The 19301-nt window shown below is 73.1% G+C and carries 14 protein-coding genes and 1 pseudogene; 3 read left to right on the plus strand and 12 right to left on the minus strand.

Features of this window, described 5'->3' with window-relative positions; genetic code table 11:
* From NON00_RS12130 to NON00_RS12145, 4 genes and pseudogenes are all read right to left on the minus strand, one after another.
* Nucleotides 1-1260, minus strand: a pseudogene (locus NON00_RS12130) (hypothetical protein); the annotation flags it as partial.
* A 122-nt stretch (nucleotides 1261-1382) separates the two neighbouring features.
* Complete coding sequence (locus NON00_RS12135; protein ID WP_256021245.1) at nucleotides 1383-4118, minus strand: DUF4159 domain-containing protein; 2736 nt, start codon at nucleotides 4116-4118, stop codon at nucleotides 1383-1385.
* A gap of 155 nt (nucleotides 4119-4273) precedes the next feature.
* Nucleotides 4274-5146 carry a DUF58 domain-containing protein gene (locus NON00_RS12140; RefSeq protein WP_256021213.1) on the minus strand — a complete coding sequence of 291 codons (873 nt, stop codon included), beginning with the start codon at nucleotides 5144-5146 and terminating at the stop codon, nucleotides 4274-4276.
* Between the two features lie 46 nt (nucleotides 5147-5192).
* Nucleotides 5193-6197, minus strand: coding sequence for a MoxR family ATPase (locus tag NON00_RS12145; RefSeq protein WP_256021214.1), 1005 nt, complete (start codon nucleotides 6195-6197; stop codon nucleotides 5193-5195).
* Between the two features lie 107 nt (nucleotides 6198-6304).
* Here NON00_RS12145 and NON00_RS12150 point away from each other — a divergent pair, with 107 nt between their 5' ends.
* Nucleotides 6305-6931: a DUF1285 domain-containing protein gene (locus tag NON00_RS12150; RefSeq protein ID WP_370688709.1), complete on the plus strand. Its 627-nt coding sequence runs from the start codon at nucleotides 6305-6307 to the stop codon at nucleotides 6929-6931.
* Nucleotides 6928-7548 carry a CoA pyrophosphatase gene (locus tag NON00_RS12155; protein ID WP_256021219.1) on the plus strand — a complete coding sequence of 207 codons (621 nt, stop codon included), beginning with the start codon at nucleotides 6928-6930 and terminating at the stop codon, nucleotides 7546-7548. Before NON00_RS12150 ends, NON00_RS12155 begins: the two co-directional genes overlap by 4 nt.
* Nucleotides 7549-7691: 143 nt before the next feature.
* Here the strand turns inward: NON00_RS12155 and NON00_RS12160 are convergent, their stop codons facing one another.
* On the minus strand, nucleotides 7692-8435 hold the full coding sequence (locus NON00_RS12160; protein ID WP_256021222.1) for a sulfite exporter TauE/SafE family protein: 744 nt from the start codon (nucleotides 8433-8435) through the stop codon (nucleotides 7692-7694).
* Between the two features lie 182 nt (nucleotides 8436-8617).
* Between NON00_RS12160 and NON00_RS12165 the strand changes: the two genes are divergently transcribed.
* Entirely contained in the window at nucleotides 8618-9739 is a 1122-nt protein-coding gene (locus NON00_RS12165; protein WP_256021224.1) for a PA0069 family radical SAM protein, read from the plus strand.
* An 82-nt stretch (nucleotides 9740-9821) separates the two neighbouring features.
* On the opposite strand, the gene fbaA is transcribed toward NON00_RS12165, so the two are convergent.
* The 7 genes from fbaA to NON00_RS12200 form a co-directional block, all read right to left on the minus strand.
* Nucleotides 9822-10925 carry a class II fructose-bisphosphate aldolase gene (gene fbaA / locus NON00_RS12170; protein WP_256021225.1) on the minus strand — a complete coding sequence of 368 codons (1104 nt, stop codon included), beginning with the start codon at nucleotides 10923-10925 and terminating at the stop codon, nucleotides 9822-9824.
* Nucleotides 10926-11117: 192 nt separating this feature from the next.
* Nucleotides 11118-11657: a molybdenum cofactor biosynthesis protein B gene (gene moaB, locus NON00_RS12175; protein WP_256021227.1), complete on the minus strand. Its 540-nt coding sequence runs from the start codon at nucleotides 11655-11657 to the stop codon at nucleotides 11118-11120.
* A 49-nt stretch (nucleotides 11658-11706) separates the two neighbouring features.
* Complete coding sequence (locus tag NON00_RS12180; RefSeq protein WP_256021230.1) at nucleotides 11707-13446, minus strand: diguanylate cyclase; 1740 nt, start codon at nucleotides 13444-13446, stop codon at nucleotides 11707-11709.
* Complete coding sequence (locus NON00_RS12185) at nucleotides 13436-13831, minus strand: response regulator (protein WP_256021233.1); 396 nt, start codon at nucleotides 13829-13831, stop codon at nucleotides 13436-13438. Before NON00_RS12185 ends, NON00_RS12180 begins: the two co-directional genes overlap by 11 nt.
* The gene (locus NON00_RS12190; protein ID WP_256021236.1) at nucleotides 13828-16368 is read right to left on the minus strand and encodes a response regulator; all 2541 of its coding nucleotides are present in this window, start codon (nucleotides 16366-16368) and stop codon (nucleotides 13828-13830) included. The genes NON00_RS12185 and NON00_RS12190 overlap by 4 nt, the downstream gene beginning before the upstream one ends.
* A 304-nt stretch (nucleotides 16369-16672) precedes the next feature.
* The gene (locus NON00_RS12195; RefSeq protein ID WP_256021239.1) at nucleotides 16673-18415 is read right to left on the minus strand and encodes a lytic transglycosylase domain-containing protein; all 1743 of its coding nucleotides are present in this window, start codon (nucleotides 18413-18415) and stop codon (nucleotides 16673-16675) included.
* 221 nt (nucleotides 18416-18636) lie between these two features.
* A partial coding sequence (locus NON00_RS12200; RefSeq protein ID WP_256021241.1) for a uracil-DNA glycosylase occupies nucleotides 18637-19301 on the minus strand: 665 nt, incomplete at its 5' end.

Here is a 19301-nt window from a genome sequence, read left to right on the forward strand (position 1 = left end):
CCCCGGGGGCCGTACGCCCCCCCCCCCCAGCCCGGCATTGCCCGCCAGCGGCCGCGCCGGCAGCACGCTGCCCAGCGGTGTCGCGGCCAGGCTGGTCGGCCCCAGGAATTCCGGCCCCACCGAGAGCAGCAGCGCGCCGCCACCGCGCACATAATCGGCGATGTTGCGCAGATACATTGGCGGCAGGATGCCGCGATTGCTGAAGCGGTCGAACACGATCAGGTCGAACTCGCGCAGCTTCACCTGGAACAGCTCGCGCACCGGGAAGGCGATCAGCGCCAGCTCGTTCAGCGGCGTCAGGTCGTCCTTCTCGGGCGGGCGCAGGATGGTGAAGTGGACGAGGTCCACATTCGGGTCCGCCTTCAGCAGGCGGCGCCAGGTGCGCTCCCCGGAATGCGGCTCGCCCGAGACCAGCAGCACCCGCAGCCGGTCCCGCACGCCGTTGATCGTCACCACCGCGCGGTTGTTCAGGGTGGAGACCTCGCCCGGCCGGGCCTCGGCGGTGATCTCCACCACGCTCGGCCCGCCGCGCTCGATCGGCAGGGTGATGCGGTGCTCGCGGCCCACCGGCACGCTTTCGACGCGGGGCGGCGCGCCATCGCGCCGCAGCGTCAGCCGCACGGCCCCGCCCTGCGGCGCCTCGGCCCCCAGGTCTTCCACCACCAGCCGCAGATCGACGCTGCGGCCGACAATGCCATAGCCCGGCGCCTCCAGGATGCGGATGCGCCGGTCCACCTCCCCCGGCCGGCCGGGCAGCAGCAAATGCAGCGGCGCCTCGAAGCCGGGCTGCGCCGGAATGTCATGCGCCTGCCCGTCCGTCAGCGCGATGACGCCGGCCAGCCGGCTGCGCGGAATATCGGCCAGGGCGCGGTCGATCGCCGAGAAGAGCCGCGTGCCCTGGCGGCCGCCCTCGGGCAGGTCCACGCTGCGCAGCTCAAGGTCCGGGAAGCGCGCGGCGGCCTGCTCCAGCGCGGCCCGGGCGGCATCCATCTGCGCGGCGCGCGGGCCGATCCGCGCGGAATCGCTGCGGTCCTGGATCAGCAGGGCGATGTCCGGGCGGGTCTCGCGGCTCTCTTCCACGAGGCGGGGATTGGCCAAGGCAAGGAGGAGGATGGCGAAGGAAAGGGCGCGCCAGCCGGTGCCCCGCGCTTTCCGCCAGAGGGCGGGGGCCAGGGCCAGCAGGGCCAGGGCGGCCAGGGCCAGCAGCAGCCAGAGCGGCAGGATGGGCGCGAAATCGAGGCCGGAAATGGCTTGGCGCATGATCTAGCTCCTTTTGCCAGGGGGCTCTGCCCCCTGGACCCCCGCCCCCCCAGGGGGCTTTGCCCCCTGGACCCCCACCGGGGTGGCAGGGCCACCCCGGACCCCGCCTTCAGTGGGCCGGGTCAATTGCCCAGCCTTTCGAGAATGGCGGGGACATGCACCTGGTCGCCCTTGTAGTTGCCGGTCAGCGCGTACATCACGAGGTTCACGCCGAAACGATAGGCCAGGGTGCGCTGCCGGGCACCGCCAGGGATCACCGCGTAAGGGTTCTGGCCGCGCGCATCGACAGCCCAGGCCCCCGCCCAGTCATGCCCGCCGATGATCACCGGCGTCACGCTGTCATTGGCGCGGTCCTCCTGGCGGGAGACCCATACCTGCCCGCCAGCGAAGCGGCCCGGCAGGTCCGGCGGCAGCAGGTAGAAGGAGCGCGTCAGCACATGCTCGGGCGCCACCGGGGTCAAGGGGGGGATGGCCAGCCCGCGCGTGATGCGGCGCAGCGCCTCCCGCGCGCCGGGGGAAAACCCCTCGCCCGAACCTTCATCGCGCGTGTCGAACAGGATGATGCCGCCATTGCGCATGAACTCGTTCAGCGCCGCCAGGGCACCGGCATCCGGGTCCGGGCTCTCCCCCGTCACCGCCCAGTAGAGCAGGGGGAGGAAGGAAAGATCGTCCTGGCCGGGGCGCACGGCCAGCGGCTCGGCCAGGGCCGCGGCGGTGCGGCGGTTCACATAGTCGGACAGGCCCGTGAGGCCCTGCCGCACCACCTCGTCCACCGCCGTGTCGCCGGTGGTGACGTAGCCGATGCGGGTGGCCAGCGGCAGCCCGGCTTCCTGCGCCTGGGCGGGCGTGGCGAGCCAGAGCAGCGGCAGCAGCGCCGCCAGCCGTGCCCCGCGCCCCAGCAGCCCGCGCTGCGCCAGGGAAAGCAGCAGGTCCACCGCCAGCAGCACCAGCGCGGCGGCCAGCAGCCAGGGGCCGAGGTCGCGCTCCGCCGGCACGCCGCCAATGGCCTGCCGCACCGTGCCCGGCGGCGGCGCGGCCAGCGGGCGCGGCGCCGGCAGGCTGGCCGAGAGGTTCAGCGCCCGGCGCTCCCCGCCCTCGCCGGGCAGGCCATACCAGCCGGGCGGATGGCGCGGGCCGGGGGCGGTGGCGGCGAAGCGGCTGGCCAGGATCGCCCCCGCCCCGCCCGGGGCCGGGCCCAGCCGGCCGAAGCCGTCCATCGTCTCCAGCGGCGCCAGCGGCGCCTCGCCCTCCGCCCCGGCCACGCCGGAGGAGAGCGCCACCACCCGCTGCAACATGCCGATGAACAGGCCGGAGAGCGGCAGGTCCGACCAGTCGGCATTGGCGGTGACGTGGAACAGCACGATCCGCCCCGCCCCGCGCGTCACGGCGGTGACCAGCGGCGTGCCATCGGCCAGCCGCGCCCAGGTGCGGTCCGAAAGCTGCGGCCCCGGCTCGGCCAGGACCTGGGTGGAAACCGCCACCTCCGCCGGCACCGCCAGCCCGGCGAAGGGCGAGCTTTCGGCGAAGGGGGCCAGACCCTGCGGCTTCTCCCAGGAGAGGGCGCCGCCCAGCTGCCGCTCCCCGGCGCGCAGGCGCACCGGCAGCAGCGGGTCCGGATTCTCGGCCAGGCGCGGCCCGGCGAAGCGCAGCAGCGTGCCGCCCTGCTCCACCCAGCGGGTGAGGGCGGCGCGTTCCTGCCCCTCCGCCACCGGGCGGTCGGCCAGCACCAGCACGGAAAGCTGGCGGGCGAGAAGCTGCGCCACGCTGCCCTGGCGCAACTCGGCGCTCAGCGCCAGGGCGCGCTCCAGGTAGTAGAGCGGGCCGAGCAGCGGCGTATTGCCGCCCTGCTCGGCGGGGCCGATCATCCCCACCGGGCGGCGGCGGAAGCGTTCATCCAGCAGCACGGCGGCGGCGGCGCTGTCCTCGCCCTCGATCTCCAGCCGCGTGATCTGGTTGCGGATTTCCAGCGGCAGGTCCAGCGTGGCCTCGCCCGCGCTGGCGCCGGCGGCCACCGGGATGGTGGCGCGGGCCAGGGCGCGGCCATCGCCGGTGCGGGCCAGCACCGCCACCTCCCCCGCCAGCGGCGCCGGGGTCTGGCGCAGGGCGAGGTGAAGCCGCTCCGGCTCGGCGCGCGGCGGCAGCAGCACGCGCGCGGCATGGGCCGGCGCCTCGGCCAGAGTCAGCGGCCCGGCCTCGGCCAGGGTGCGCGCCAAAGCCGAAAAGCCCGATGCGGAAGAGGCGGGGCCTTCCGCCTGATGCTCCACCCCATCGGCGATGTAGAGGCTGGTGAAGCCACCGGGATTGGCCTGCCGCCAGAGGGCGAGGCCGGAGAGGGCGGCGGCGCGGTCCGGCGCCCAGGGCTTGGGCCGCAGCGCGGTGAGCCGGGCGCGCAGCGCCTCCGCCGGCATCAGCGCCGTGGGGGTGGGGGGCGTGCCATCGGCCTGGGCCGGGGCGGTGGCGAGCAGCGCCACCCGCCGCCCGTCCCGCGCCGCGCCATCCAGCGCGGCCTGGGCGGCGGCCATGCGCGCGGCCCAGTCCGCCCCGCTGGCCCAGCCATCATCCACCACCAGCAGCAGCGGGCCCTCGCCCTGCGCGCCGCCGCCGCCGGGCGCCCAGACCGGCCGGGCCAGGCCCAGGATGATCAGCGCCGCCGCGGCCAGCCGCAGCAGCAGCAGCCACCAGGGGGTGCGGGCCGGGGTTTCCTCCGCCGCCGGCAGGTCGCGCAGCAGGCGCAGCGCGGGGAAGGCCTGCCGCCGTGGCGCCGGCGGGGTGACGCGCAGCAGCCACCAGATCAGCGGCAGCGCCGGCAGGGCCAGCAGCAGCCAGGGAACCACGAAGCCGATCGGGCCCAGACTCATCATGTGCGACGCATCCTGTGCCGCTGCCTTCCATCACGGGGCCGGGGCGGCGCGCCACCCGCGGCGCGCCATCCCTGGGCCGGTTCAGTCCTGCTCCTCCCAGGTTCCATGGTCCTGGCGTGTTTCCCGGCCCCTCTGCCGGGGGCCCTGCGGTGTCATCCGGCGGGGGCGAGGGCCTGCCAAAGGGCCAGCAGCGCCGCCTCCGGCGGGGTATCGGTGCGGTGGGTGGCGAAGGACCAGCCCGCCGCGCCCGCGATCGCCGCCAGCCCGGCGCGGTGCGCCGCCAGCCGCTCCGCATACAAAGCACGGATGCCCTCAACGCGCGGTAACAGCAGCGCGGGTTCCGCCACGGCGCCGACACCCTCGAAGCGGACGCGCCCGGCATAGGGCAGGGTTTCCTCCGCCGGGTCGAGCACCTGCAGCACATGGCCGCGCACGCCGCGCGCCGCCAGCGCCGCCACCTGGGCGCGGGTTTCTTCCAGCGGCGCCAGGAAATCGCCCAGCAGCACCGCCCGCGCATGGCGGGGAATGGCGTCATCCGCCGGGGGCGGGGTGTGGCGGGGCAGCGCCTCGGCCAGCGAGGCCAGGGCGCCGCGCCCGGCCCAGGCCCGCCGCTCCCCCAGCAGCCGCACCCGCTCCCCGCCGCGCAGCAGCAGGCTGGCCAGGGCCAGCAGGAGGAGGTCGGCGCGCTCGCGCTTCTCCGGCCGATCGGCGCCGCCGCGCCAGGACATGCCGGGGCCGGCATCGCGCCACAGCGCCACGCTCTGCGCCGCCTCCCACTCCGTCTCGCGGACATAGAGGCGGTCGGACTTGGCGCTCTGCCGCCAGTCGATGCGGGCCAGCGCGTCGCCGCTGGCATAGGGGCGGAACTGCCAGAAGGCATCGCCCTGGCCGGCGCGGCGGCGGCCATGCACGCCCTGCATCACCGTGGCCGCCACGCGCTCCGCCGCCACCACCAGCGGCGGCAGGCGGCTGCCCAGCGCCGTGGCGCGGAGTGCCGCCAGGGGTGCCGCCACGGGGGAAGCCATGGGGGCGGCCGAAGGCGAGGGGGCGGCCCCGCCCGGGGGGTGCGGCTCAGCCAAGGCTGGCCTTCAGCGCGCCGATGACATCGGCGAGCTTCACGCCATCGGCGCGGGCGGCGAAGTTCAGCGCCATGCGGTGGCGCAGCACCGGCTCGGCCAGGGCGATCACATCCTCCACGCTGGGGGCGAGGCGGCCATCCAGCACGGCGCGGGCGCGGCTGGCCAGCATCAGCGCCTGGGCCGCGCGCGGGCCAGGGCCCCAGGCCAGGTGCTGCCGCACCGCGGGCAGGCTGGCCGTCTCCGGCCGCGCGCCGCGCACCAGCTTCAGGATGGCGTCCAGCACCGCCTCGCTCACCGGGATGCGGCGGATCAGCCCCTGGGCGGCGATCAGCTCCACCGCCGTCATCGCCGGTTCCGCCTTCGCCTCGGCCGCGCCGGTGGTGGCCAGCAGCATGGCGCGTTCCGCCGCCTCGTCCGGATAGGTGACCTCGACCTCCAGCAGGAAACGGTCCAGCTGCGCCTCGGGCAGGGGGTAGGTGCCTTCCTGCTCGATCGGGTTCTGGGTGGCCAGCACGTGGAAGGGGGCGGGCAGGGGGTGGACCGTGCCGCCCATCGCCACCTTGCGCTCCTGCATCGCCTGCAGCAGGGCCGACTGCGTGCGCGGGCTGGCGCGGTTGATCTCGTCCGCCATCAGCAGCTGGCAGAAGATGGGGCCCTGGATGAAGCGGAAGGCGCGCCGGCCCTCCGGCGTTTCCTCCAGCACCTCGCTGCCCAGGATATCGGCCGGCATCAGGTCCGGGGTGAACTGCACCCGGCTTTCCGCCAGCCCCAGCACGGTGCCCAGCGTCTCGACCAGCTTGGTCTTGCCCAGGCCGGGCACGCCCACCAGCAGCACATGCCCGCCGGAGAGGATGGTGATCAGCACCTGCTCCACCACCTCCGGCTGGCCGAAGATGACGCGCCCCACCGCCTGCCGCACGCGCGCCAGGCGGTTGCCCAGCGCCTCGACCTCCGCGAGGAGGATGTTGGGATCCGTGGTGTCTGCCACTTCAACCATGCCGCTGAGCCTCCTTATATAGACCGATATGGGAAGCCGGCCCGTCTTGGCCAGCCCGCCCCTTCTGCCAGGAGCAAGACTTGGGGAAGCCTATGACCACCGGGCGCATGGACGAAGCATTGAAACAAACCGGGATTGAAAAAGGGTGTTGCCCGCGCACGCAGGACGACGCCTCCGGCCCCCCACCCAGGGCCGCCGCGCCCAAGCCGCCCCCACCGGGGCGGAAGAAGGTGGAGTGCGGCGCGCTCGACATGCGCATCGCCCGCGATGGCACCTGGCATTATCGCGGCAGCCCGATCGGGCGGAAGGAACTCGTCTGCCTCTTCGCCTCCGTGCTGCGGCGCGAGGCCGATGGCACCTATTGGCTGGAGACCCCGGCCGAGCGCGGCACCATCGAGGTCGAGGATGCCCCCTTCGTCGCCGTCGAGGTCTTCTGGCGGCAATGCGCCGGCCGGCAGTGCCTGACCTTCCGCACCAACCTCGATGAAATGGTCACCGCCGACGCCGACCACCCCATCCGCGTCGCCATCGAGGGCCGCTCGCGCGAGCCGCGCCCCTATGTCACCGTCCGCCCCGGCCTGGAGGCCCGCATCAACCGCGCCGTCTTCTACGAGCTGGTCGCCCTCGCCGAGACCGAGCGCCTGGGCGGGCGCGAGGTGATGGGGGTGTGGAGCGAAGGCGTCTTCTTCCCCATCGACGAGGCCCCCGCCGCGCACGGCGCCGCCGCCGAGTGAGCGTGCCCCTCTCCCCCCTGGCGCCTGTGCCGCTGCCCCCGCCTCTCGACGCGGCGGAGGTGGCGCGCCGCCTCGCCGACCCCGCCCGCCTCGCGCGCGCCGCCGCGGGGGACGAGGCCGTGCCGCCCGGCGCCAAGCCCTCCGCCGTGCTGGTGCCCGTGGTGCTGCACCCCAGCCCCACCCTGCTGCTGACCCTGCGCGCCGCGCGGCTCTCCAGCCATGCCGGGCAGGTCGCCTTCCCCGGCGGCCGCATCGAGCCGGGCGAGAACCCGGAGCAGGCCGCCCTGCGCGAGGCCGCCGAGGAAATCGGCCTGGACCCGCGCCTGCCCCGCCTGCTCGGCCGCCTGCCCGGGCATGTGACGGGCACGGGCTACCACGTCACCCCCGTCCTCGCCCTGCTGGAGCCGCCGCTCAGCCTCGTGCCCTCGCCCGACGAGGTGGAGCAGGCCTTCGAATACGCCCTGGCCCCGCTGCTCGACCCCGCCCTGCCGCAGCGCCGGACCGCCCTGTGGAAAGGCGAACGCCGCAGCTTCTACGTCTGGCCCCATGATGAGCATTATGTCTGGGGCGCCACCGCGGCCATCATGCACAGTCTGGCGGTGTTATTGAGGGATTAGGTTTTGTCAGTATTCTTCTTTTTATGAATAAAAAGAAGCAAAAACACTTTTTCAGGCTGCCGCCGTCTCCCGGCACGGCGGGACGCTGAACTGATAAAAGTTTTTTGGTTCTTTTTTTCAAAAAAGAACATTCTGCAAAAACATCACTTCAACCCATCCCAGAGGGGCAGCCCGAGCAGCGCGGCGAGGCCGATCAGCACGAAGCAGGCGCGGCGGAAGGTGGCCTCGCTGGCCAGCCCGAAGAGGCGGCTGCCGCCCCAGATGCCGAGCGCGTAGACGGGCGCCATCAGCGCGGCCAGCAGCAGCGTCCGCGGCCCGAGCAGCCCGCCCAGCAGGTAGATGGCGGCGCTGATCAGCCCGTTGAGGGCGAAGAACAGCACGAGATTGGCGCGCACCTGGGCGGCGGGCAGGGCGCCGCCGAGCCAGTAGGCCACCACCGGCGGCCCGCCGAGCTGCGCCGCCCCCGAGCACAGGCCCGCGGCCGCCCCCACCCCGAGCGAGAGCGGCAGCGCCGGCCGCCCGTGATAGCGCCAGCCCGAGGCCAGCAGCGCCAGCATCGCCACCGCCAGGACGCAGATGCCCCAGCGCAGCAGATCCCCCGGCAGGTGCAGCAGCATCCAGGCCCCGAAAGGCGCGCCGAGCAGGGCGCCACCGGCCAGCGTCATCGCCTCCCGCCGGTTGGCCAGGCGCCAGGCCGGGGGGAGCAGGGGCAGGGTGGTGACATTGTCCACCAACAGCAGCAGCGGCGCCGCCACCTGCGGCCCGAGCGCCGCGCTGGCCGGGGGAATGAAGATCAGCGCCGCCCCGAAGCCCGAGAAGCCGCGCGCCAGCCCGGCCGCCAGCGCGGCGCCCAGCGTGACGAGCAGGGCAGGGGTCTCTGGCAGCATGGGGGGCGTCCTGCGGGAGGGGAGAAGGTGTTCTCCTTCTTTTCTCCTCCTCTGGCCAGCCCTGCCCGGCGATTCGCGCCCCCGGCCGGGCGAGTGGCGGGCGGAAGGAAATGTTCGCATCCTGTTCTTGACTTCGCGGCGGGGCGGGAGAAAGAGTCGCGCGAACGCAAGGGGAACCCACGATGCCGGATGGCAGCCTTCGCGGTGCCGCCTCCGCCCTGCTGGAGGGCGTGCGCAAGGGGCGTGGCGCCACCAGCAACCCGCCGGTGCGCTTCGACCGGCTGGCGCTGGAAGCCTTCGATGATGGCTGGCAGACCCTGGAGGACACCTTCGGGGCCTTACCGCCGCTGCCCACCACGCTGATCCGCGATGCCAGCCGCTCGGCCATCGCCTGGAACAGCTCGCCCGATATCGGCTTCGACCGCGCGGTGAACCCCTATCGCGGCTGCGAGCATGGCTGTGTCTATTGCTATGCCCGGCCGAGCCACGCCTATCTCGGCCTCTCGCCAGGGCTGGATTTCGAGACGAAGCTGCAGTTCAAGCCCGAGGTGGCGGCGCTGCTGGAGAAGGAACTGCGCAAGCCGGGCTATGTGCCGCGCCCCATCGCGCTCGGTTCCAACACCGACCCCTACCAGCCGGTGGAGCGGCGGCTGAAGCTGACGCGCGCCATCCTGGAGGTGCTGGAACGCTTCGGCCACCCGGTGACCATCATCACCAAATCGGCCGGGGTCCTGCGGGATCTCGATCTCCTGGGGCGGATGGCGGAGCGGCGGCTGGCGCGGGTGTGCCTGTCCGTCACCACGCTGGATGCCGGGCTGGCGCGCATCCTGGAGCCGCGGGCGGCGACGCCGGAGCGGCGGCTGGAGGCGCTGCGCCGGCTGACGGAAGCCGGCATCCCCACGGCGGTGCTGGCCGCGCCGATGATCCCGGCGGTGAACGACATGGAACTGGAGCGCATCCTGGAGCGCGCGGCGGCGGCGGGGGCGACGCGGGCGGGCTATGTGCTGCTGCGCCTGCCGCTGGAAATCGCCGGGCTGTTCGAGGACTGGCTGCGCCAGCACCTGCCGGAGCGGGCGGAGAAGGTGCTCTCCCTGGTGCGGCAGACGCGGGGCGGGCGGGTCTATGACAGCGACTTCGCCCAGCGCATGTCCGGCACCGGGCCTTATGCCGAGATGCTGGCGCGCCGCTTCCGCGTGGCGGCGCATCGCCTTGGGCTGGAGAAGCGGGAGGGGGAGGGGCTGGACTGCACCCGCTTCGCCCCCCCGCCCGAGGCCAGGGAACCGCGCCAGATGGCGCTGTTCTAGGGCGGCGCGCTTTTCTTGAGAGGGGCGTCGCCCCTCTCAAACTCTCCCGGCCAAAGGCCTGAGGCCTTTGGAAACCCCTCCGTCAGCCCGCCAGGGTGCGGCCGGCGGAGCCGAGATCGGCGAAGGCTTCGTCCAGGCGCTTCACCACGCCCTTCTCGGCGGCGCGCAGCCACTTGCGCGGGTCGTAGAGCTTCTTGGTGGGCTTGCCGTTGGACGGGTCGATCTGGTGGGTGAAGGCCACCGGGCTGGCCTGGACATAGGCGCCCACCGGCTCGGCGAAGGCGAACTGCGTGTCCGTGTCGATGTTCATCTTGAACACGCCGTAGGAGACGGCCTCGGCGATCTTGTCCTTCTCCGAGCCGGAGCCGCCGTGGAAGACCAGGCTCATCGGCTTGTCGCCGCCGCCGAAGCGGGCGGCGACGGCCTGCTGGGAGGCCTTCAGGATCTCCGGGCGCAGCTTGACATTGCCCGGGGCATAGACGCCGTGGACATTGCCGAAGGAGGCCGCGACGGTGACATGGCCGATGGGGGAGAGCTCTTCCCAGGCCTTCAGCACGTCCTCGGGCTGGGTGTAGAGGTGGGCGTTGTCGGCGCTTTCCTCGAGGTCGTGGCCGATGCCGTCTTCCTCGCCGCCGGTCACGCCGAGTTCGATCTCCAGGCTCATGCCGAGCTTGGCCATGCGGGCCAGCACCGGCTTGCACTCGGCGATGTTCACATCGAGCGGCTCGGCCGAGAGGTCGAGCATGTGCGAGGAGAAGAGCGGCTTGCCGGTCCGCTGCATGAAGGCCTCGCCGTGGTCGAGCATGCCGTTGACCCAGGGGATCAGGCTGCGGTCGGCGTGGTCGGTGTGCAGGACGACGCAGATGCCATAGGCGGCGGCCACGGTGTGGACGTGCTGGGCGGCGGAGACGGCGCCGAGGACGCGGGCGGCGGCGGCATCGGGGCAGCCCTCACCGGCGAAGAAGCGGGCGCCGCCGTTGGAGAGCTGGATGATGACGTCGGACTTGTTCTTCGCCGCCGCCTCCAGCACCGCGTTGATGCTGTTGGTGCCGACCACGTTCACCGCCGGCAGGGCATAGCCGCCCTCGCGGCAGGCATCGAGCAGCGCGAGGTAGTCGGCGCCGGTGACGACGCCGGGGCGAAGCTTCACGGGCGCCTTGGCGGTGGCGGGAAGCGGGTGGTCCATGCGGGCGGCTCCACATTCAGGAAAGGTCTGCGCACAGATTAGCCAATTCTTTGGCCCTGTGCGCCGGGGCGGGGGGGTTTTCCACAGAACTGGCGGCAAAATGAAGGCAGCCCCGCCCCGGGCTTTCCCATTCCCCTCACTGAAAAAAAGTTTTTGGTTCTTTTTCCAAAAAGAACCCTTCCTCCCTTTCCCTTACCCCTGCCGCAGATGCTCCTGCAGGCGGGGCATCAGCTCGACGAGGTTGCAGGGCTTGTGCCGGCTGTCGAGCTGGAAGCGCAGGATATCGTCCCACCCGTCCTTCACCGCGCCGGAGGAGCCGGGCAGGGCGAAGAGGTAGGTCCCCCCCGCGACTCCGCCGAGGGCGCGGGACTGGATCGTGGAGGTGCCGATCTTCTGGTAGCTGAGCATGCGGAACAGCTCGCCGAAGCCGGTGATTTCCTTCTCCAGCACGCGGCTGAAGGCTTCGGGCGTCACGTCGCGGCCGGTGATGCCGGTGCCGCCCGTGGTGATGCCCACATCCACGCCGGGATCGGCGACCCAGCCGCGCAGCACGGCGGCGATGGCGTCCGGCTCGTCGCGCACGATCTGGCGGCTGTGCAGCCGGTGCCCGGCGGCCTCGATGCGCTCCGCCAGCAGGGCGCCGGAGCGGTCGGTGGCGAGGTCGCGCGTGTCCGAGACCGTCAGCACGGCGATGGAGACGGGCAGGAAGCGCAGCGATTCGTCGATCGGCATGATGATCCTCTTCCTCGCGCCTTCCTCGCGCCGCTGGGGGGGGGCGGGCTCAGCCCACGGTGGCGGCCTGCATCACCCGGTTCCGCCCGGCGCGCTTGGCGGCGTAGAGCGCGGCATCGGCGGCCGATATCATCGCCTCCGGCCCGGCGCCAGCATCGCAGGGCTGCGGCCCGGTGCCGGGGCTGCCGGCCTCGATCCCGGCCACCCCGGCGCTGAAGCTGACGCGCAGCGGGGTGCCGCCATTCTCGAAGGGGGTGGCGGCGAAGCGCTCGCGGATGCCATCGATGATGGCGCGCGCCGCGTCGGGGGCGGTGTTGAGCAGCAGGACGGCGAATTCCTCCCCGCCATAGCGGCCGATCACGTCGGTGCGGCGCAGCCGGCGCTGGAGGCTGCGCGCCAGGCCGCGGATCACCCGGTCCCCCATCAGGTGGCCATGGGTGTCGTTGACGCTCTTGAAGTGGTCGAGGTCGAGCAGCACGAGGCTCATCGCCATGCCGTGGCGGCGGGCGCGCTCCAGCTCCAGCTCCAGCCGCTCCTTGAAGCGGGCATGGTTGAGCAGGCCGGTCAGGCTGTCCGTCTCCATCACGGCGCGCAGGGCGCGGGCGCGCTCGGCGCGCATGCGCACCAGCGTGACCAGCCGGCCGAGATCGACGGGCTTGGCGATGAAGTCATCCCCGCCCAGGCGGCGGGCCAGGATCTGCCGCGCCTCGTCCTTCTCGGCCGAGAGGAAGAGGATGGGCAGGGAGAGGTTGCGCCGGCTCTGGCGCAGGATGCGGGCCAGCTCGATGCCATCCACCCCGGGCATCTGCACATCCATCAGCACGAGGTCCGGGGTGAGGGCGGACATCGCCTCGATGGCGCGGGCGGGGTCGGAGATGACGGTGGCCTGCATCCCCGCCTGGCGCAGGGCCAGGGCATAGGCCTCGGCCAGCACGGCGTCGTCATCCACCACCAGGATGGAGGGGCCGGCCTCGCTGCGGCTGCCGGCGAAATGGTCCAGCCAGTCGGCCAGTTCGTTGACGTCGAGCGGCTTGGGCACCACGGCCTCGATGCCGGCGCGCACGGCGGCGAGCCGCGCGGCGAAGCTGGTATCGCCGGCCAGCAGCACCAGCGGCGCGCGGCCGGCGAGGTGGCGGCAGGCCTCCAGCGCGCCGGGCACGGCATCGTCGATGACGATGGCGGCCAGGCGCTCGCTCTCGGCCAGGGCGCCTTCCGGCAGCACGGCATCGGGCACGCGCAGCACGCCATAGCCGAGATTGGCGATGATGGCCGAGAGCGTCGCGCGCTCCTGCGGCTCGGCGAAGAGGAAGACGGGCTCGCTCTCCTCCGGCGTGGCGGTGCCGGGCTCGGCGGCGGCGGCCTCGGCGGCGGGGTCGGGGCCGGCCTCCCAGGCCTTGCGCACGGCCTCGACCAGCATGCCGGCCTGGCGCAGCCGGTCGCCGCCCGGCGCCGCCTCCTCGCCCAGGCCGAGCAGGATCAGCTCCAGCGGTGCTGCGGCGGTGGAGAGGGCGGGGAAGCCGAAGGTGCCGCCCGCCCCGGCCAGGCGGTGGGCGGCGGCGGCCAGTTCGGCCAACGCGCCGCGCGTGGCGGCATCCCAGGGGATATGCGGGGGCAGAGGCTGGGGCAGGTGCGGGTGCTGGGGGCGGCGCGGCGCCTGGCTGGCCCAGAGCGCGGACCAGCCCGCCACCAGCTCCGCCACCCGCTCCCCCAGGCGCTGCACGCCATCGGCGCGCAGCCGGCGCAGCGCCGCGCGCAGCTCGGCGGCGGCCTCCGTCTCCTCATGCGACATGGCGGCGGGCCCAGATCTCGCGCACGGTGGTGGAGAGCGTCATCGGGTCGAACGGCTTCGAGATGACGTCGAGGCTGCCGAGGGCGCGGTAGCGTGCCACCTCCTGCGGCTGCACCTTGGCGGTCATGAAGACGGCCGGCGTCTCGGCCAGGCCCGGCAGGGCGCGCAGCCGCTCCAGCGTGGTGGGGCCGTCCATGCCCGGCATCATGACATCCAGCAGCAGCAGTTGCGGGGCGAAGGCCTCGGCGCGGGCCAGCGCCTCCTCGCCCGAGGCGCAGGCCTCGACGACGAATCGCCCGACCGCCTTCAGCGCGAAACTGGCCAGATGCCGCACATCGCCGTCATCCTCGACATAGAGGATGCGCGAGAGGGGTTCGTCGCTCATGGCCTCGGCTCCGTGGTCTGCAGCGGGGAGGGCTGGGGAGAGGGCTGGGGAGAGGGCTGGGACGCCCGACCGCGCGGCGCCGGCGTGCCCTCGATCAGGTGCAGGATGGTGTCATGCAGGTCGCGGTTGTCGGTGCGGCTCTTGACCAGGGCGGCGGCGACGCTGCGCGTGGTGCGCGCATCCATGTCGCTGGCCGAGAAGATCAGCACCGGCGGCGGCGGGGCGAGGCCGCGCAGCTCGTGCAGCAGGTCGAGCCCGCTGCCATCGGGCAGGCCGACATCGATGATGACCAGGGCGAAGGGCCCCTCGGCGGCCAGGGCCGCGCGCGCCTCGGCCAGGCTGCGGGCGGGGACCATGCGCGCCTCGTCCCCCATCACGGCGGAGACGACGCGGCGGATATCCGGGTCGTCCTCCACATGCAGGATGCTGGCCGGGCCGCCGCCGGGGGTGAGCACCGGCCGCAGCGCGGTGCGCAGCGCCTTGCGCAGCCGCGCCGGGTCGATCGGCTTGTCCAGCCAGTCCACCACCCCCACGGCATCGCCGTTCAGCACGCGCCGGCCCTGGTCGGCGGTGGCGGAGATCACCACCACCGGCAGGGCATGCCCGTCCGGCCGCCGCCGCAGCCGGCGGAAGAGGGAGAGGCCATCCTCGTCCGGCAGCAGCAGGTCCAGGGTCATGGCGTCGAAATGCCCGCGGTCGAGCCAGGTGAAGGCCTCGGCCGCGCTGTACGCCACCTCGCTGTCCCAGCCATAGGCGTCCAGCATGTGGCGCAGCAGCCGGGCGATGTCGGCGTCATCCTCGACGATCAGGGCGCGGCGGCGGCCGGCGGGGGCGGGCAGCGGCATCTCCAGCCGCTCCACCAGGCGCGGCAGGGAGAAGTGGAAGACCGTGCCGCCGCCCGGCGCGTCGGCGAAGCCGATGGTGCCGGCATGGTGCTCGACGATCGCCTTGCTGATCGACAGGCCGAGCCCGGTGCCGCCCTTCTGCCGCGCATCCGAGGAATCGGCCTGGGCGAAGCGCTGGAAGATGCGGCCGCGGAAATCGGGGGGGATGCCGCGGCCGTGGTCGCGCACCTGGAAGACGGCATTGCCGGCATCGACCGAGAGCGCCACCTCGACCTCCCCGCCGCGCGGGGAGAATTTGGCGGCGTTGGAGAGCAGGTTGGCCAGCACCTGCTGGATGCGCTGGACATCGGCATAGACCTGGGCGTCGCGCGCCCCCGGCTCGATGCGGAAGGTGACGCCGAACTGCGCGCCATAGGCGGCATTGGCGGCCACCGCCTGCTCCAGCAGGCCGAGGGCGGAGACGCGCTCGCGCTGGAAGTCGAGCCGGCCGGATTCAATCTTCTCGATGTCGAGGATGTCGTTGACCAGCAGCACCAGCCGCTCGGCATTCTTGTGGGCGATGTCGAGCAGCTCGCGCACCGGCTCGGGCAGGTCGCCGGCGACGCCACCCATCACCAGCCCGAGCGAGGCGCGGATGGAGGTGAGCGGCGTGCGCAGCTCATGGCTGACGGTGGAGACGAACTCGCTCTTCAGCGCGTCGAGGCGGTGGCGCTCCGTCACGTCGCGCAGGATGCAGACGGCGCCGCCCTCGGCATAGGCGCCGAGGGAGAGTTCGGCCGGGAAGCCGGTGCCATCGGCGCGGCGCGCCTGCACCTCGCCCGCGCGCAGGCCATAGCCGGGGATGAGGGCGCGGATGCGGCTGCCCACCAGCCGGTCCAGCGGCAGCAGGAACTGCCCGGCGGCGGCGCTGTTGGCGAGCTGGACGCGCTCCTCCGCATCCACCAGCAGGATCGGGTCGCGCGCGTGGTCGAGGATGGATTGCAGCCGGCCCCGGCTCTCGGAGAGGGCGGCATTGGCGGCTTCCGTCTCGCGGTTGGCCTGTTCCAGCGCCTGGAAGCGCCCGGCGGAGGCAAGCAGATGCCGGTGCAGCCCCCACACCGCCGCCACCGCCATGCCCGCCGCCGCCAGCACCAGCAGGAGCAGCACGGTGCGGATCTGTTCCACCCGCTCCAGGTAGTGGCGGTTGAAGTCCTCCAGATCCGCGCGCTCGGCCTGGATCAGGCTGTCCACCTGGGCGGTGAGGGTGGAGCGGATGGCGCTCGCCTCGCGCAGCAGGCCGCCGAGATCGACCGTCGCCGGGTCCATCTGCATGGTCTCGTCCAGGCGGATCAGCAGGACCTCAAGGTTGCGGCCGAGATTGGAGGTCTCGATCTCCTGCTCTGAGCTTTCCTGGGCCACGCGCAGGATGGCGAATTTCTCGCGCAGCCGGGCCACCGCCGCCCGGTAGCCCGCCCGCTGCTCCGCGCCCTGGCCGCCGATGGCCAGGTTGCGCGCCACCACCGTCTCGAAGATCTGGTTGCGCAGCTCCAGCAGCAGGGTGACGGTCTGGTAGCTGGAGTCCATCGCCTCCCGCTGGGTGCGGCCATCCTGCATCACCCGCAGGGCGGCCAGCCCGCCCACGAGGAACAGGGCCAGCAGGGCGGCAGCCACGCCGGCGGTGATGAGGCGGATGCGGCGGTAAGGCGTGCTCATGGGCCATCCTGGCGGTCGCGCGGGGCGGGCCTGCGCGCGCGCCGTGCGGCGGACGCAGCCCCCTTCCCGGCGGGATGGCATGGCCGTGAAGCTTTCGCAACCTTTGCGGGAGCGCGTGCGTAATGAATCGGTTTGGGTTGTGGTGTTGAAAATATGCAGTAAAAATGTTCTTTTTTGAAAAAAAGAACCAAAAAACTTTTATCCGCTGGCGTCCCGCCGCAGGGATGGGGCGGGACGCCAAGCTGAAAAAAAGTCTTTTTGCTTCTTTTTCTTCAGAAAAAGAAGTTTTGTGACAAAACTGCTTTCAGCGCCCCGTCCCGCGTGGCGGCGGCTGCTCCGCCACCTCCATGGGCGTGGTGTCGAAGCGCGGGAACTGCCCGGCCGCCAGGGCATCCAGGCTGGGCGCCGGCAGGCCGAGGCGGCTGGCATAGATCCAGGAATAGGCCAGCACCCGCTGCACGAAGGCGCGGGTCTCGTTCACCGGGATGGATTCGACGAACAGGAAGGGGTCGTCCTGGTGCCGCACATTGGGCGCCCAGCGGCCGACATTGCCCGGCCCGTTGTTGTAGGCGGCCAGCATGCGGATGAGGTCGCCATCCACCACTTCCCGCGTGGTCAGCAGGGCGAGGTAGCGCTGCGCCAGCTCCAGCGAGAAGGCGGGGTCGTGCAGCCGGGCGCGGGCGGCGCCGGGCAGGCCGGTCTCCTTCACGATATAGGCGGCGGTGGCGGGCATGATCTGCATCAGCCCGCGCGCCCCGGCGGCGGAGACGGCGCGCGGGTCGAAGCGGCTTTCCTGCAGCGCCAGGCCGTAGAGCAGGGCGGGATCGACGCGGAAGCCGCCGAGCGGCTGCAGGCGCGGCAGGGGGAAGCGGTCATAGTCGCGCGGGCGGCCATCGCTGGTCTGGGCCAGGGCGGCGACCTGGGCGGCGAGGTCCGTCAGTCCCGCATCGCGCGCCACGGCGAGCATGGCGGCGGAGAGGGCGGGGTTGCCCTGCGCCACCGGCCAGAGGCGGCGCAGCTCGGCCTCCGCCCGGTCGCGCTGGCCGATCTGCAGCAGGGCCAGCGCCCGCCAGCCGGAGGCGGTCTCGGCCAGGGCGGCGCCCTCGCTGCCGGCCTCCGCCTCGCGCTCCCAGGCGAAGCCGGGGGCGAGGCCCAGGATGCGCCGCGCGATCAGCCCGTAGAAGGTGCGCGGCTCCTGCGCCGCCTGGAGCATCCAGGGCACGTAGAGCTGGGGCCGCCGGGTGCGGATGGCCGAGCGCGCCGTCCAGAAGGCGGCGCCGGCGCGCAGGGCGGGGGTTGCGGTATCGGCGCGCGCCGCCGCCTCGAAGCGGGCCAGGGCCAGCTCCGCCTGCCCCATCCCCCAGGCGGCAAGGCCGGCGACATAGGCGGGATAGGCCTGCCCCGGCTCGGCCTGGGCGGCGGCGGTGGCGATGCGGTAGGCCTCCTCATCCCGCCCGCGGTGGAAGAGGGCCAGTGCCACCTCGGCGCGCAGCTGCGCGGCATAGGCGCCGGTGGCGCCACGGCCGATGGCGGCCAGGGCGGCCTCGGCATCGCCATCGGCCAGGCGGGCCTGCACGGCGCGGTCCAGCCGGGCGTCGCGGCTGTAGTCGCGGCCGGGGGGCGGGGTTTCCTCCGGCACCGCATCGGCGTCGGGGGCGAGGAAGGCATCGGGCGGGGCCGGCGGGTGCGGCGCGTTGCGCGGCAGGTGGCGGCGCAGCAGGGCGTGGACCCAGGCGGCGTCCGGGTGGTCCGCATAGTCGGCGAGCCAGGCGTAAAGCTCGGGCAGCGAGGGCTCGGGCGCGCCGGGCTGGCGCCAGCGGTCGGCCAGGACATGGCCGAGCAGGCGCCGGTCAGCCAGCCGCTCGGCCTCCTGCTGGGCCTGGGGGAAGGCGCCCTGGGCCTGCAGGGCGAAGATGCGGCGCAGCCGCTCGGCATCCGCCTGGGCCAGGGGCTGTGGAAGGCCCGCCTCGCCCCGCATGGGGGAAGGGGTGGGAAGGTTGATCGAAGCCCGCTCAAGGGGGGCGGTCTCTCCGGCCCGTTGCGCCATGGCGGGAACCTGAGCCCCCATCCACAGCGACGCCGCGCCCCCCAGCCCGAAGGCCAGGAGGCGTGGACGCAGGGCCATGGTGCAGAACGCTCGCATGGCCTGAACGGCGTTAAAGATCGTAAACCCTCAGGGCAACTCCGATTGTCGGGACAAATCCCGTGAAGTGAGACGAATCACCCCAAAATCAGGGGTTTGGGGCCAAAACTTCCATCAAGATTCGTTTATTCCAGGCGAGATTCGGGGGTGTTTTCCGCGTCCAGCGTGCGCCGCAGCAGAAGCAGGTCGGCCCAGGCCTCGCGCTTGGCGGCCGGGTTGCGCAGCAGATAGGCGGGGTGGAGGGTGGGCAGGGCGGCGGTGCCCTCCTCCAGCCGGTGCCAGCGGCCGCGCAGGCGGGTGATGCCCTCCTTCGCCCGCAGCAGCGCCTTGGTCGAGGTGCCCCCCAGCAGCACGACATGGCGCGGCCGCACCAGGGCGATGTGGCGCAGCACCAGCGGCAGGAAGAGGTTGATCTCGGCATCCGTGGGCGTGCGGTTGCCGGGCGGGCGCCAGGGCAGGATGTTGGTGATGTAGGCGCCGCGCCCCGGCTCGGCCCGCGCGCGGTCGAGCCCGATGCTGGCCAGCATGCGGTCCAGCAGCTGCCCGGAGGCGCCGACGAAGGGGCGGCCCAGGCGGTCCTCGTCGCCGCCCGGGGCCTCGCCCACCAGCATCAGCCCGCTTTCCGGGTGGCCATCGGCGAAGACCAGGTTGGTGGCGGTCTCGCGCAGGGGGCATTCCACCTGCTCCAGCGCCGCGCGCAGGGCGGTCAGGTCGGTGGCGCCGGCGGCCAGGGCGGCGGCGCCGGCCTCGGCGGGGGGCGGGCCGAGCGGCATCCGCAGCACCGCCGCCC

Origin of the sequence: Roseomonas sp. GC11 (assembly GCF_024437745.1) — a bacterium.
In the GTDB taxonomy this organism is placed as follows: domain Bacteria; phylum Pseudomonadota; class Alphaproteobacteria; order Acetobacterales; family Acetobacteraceae; genus Pseudoroseomonas.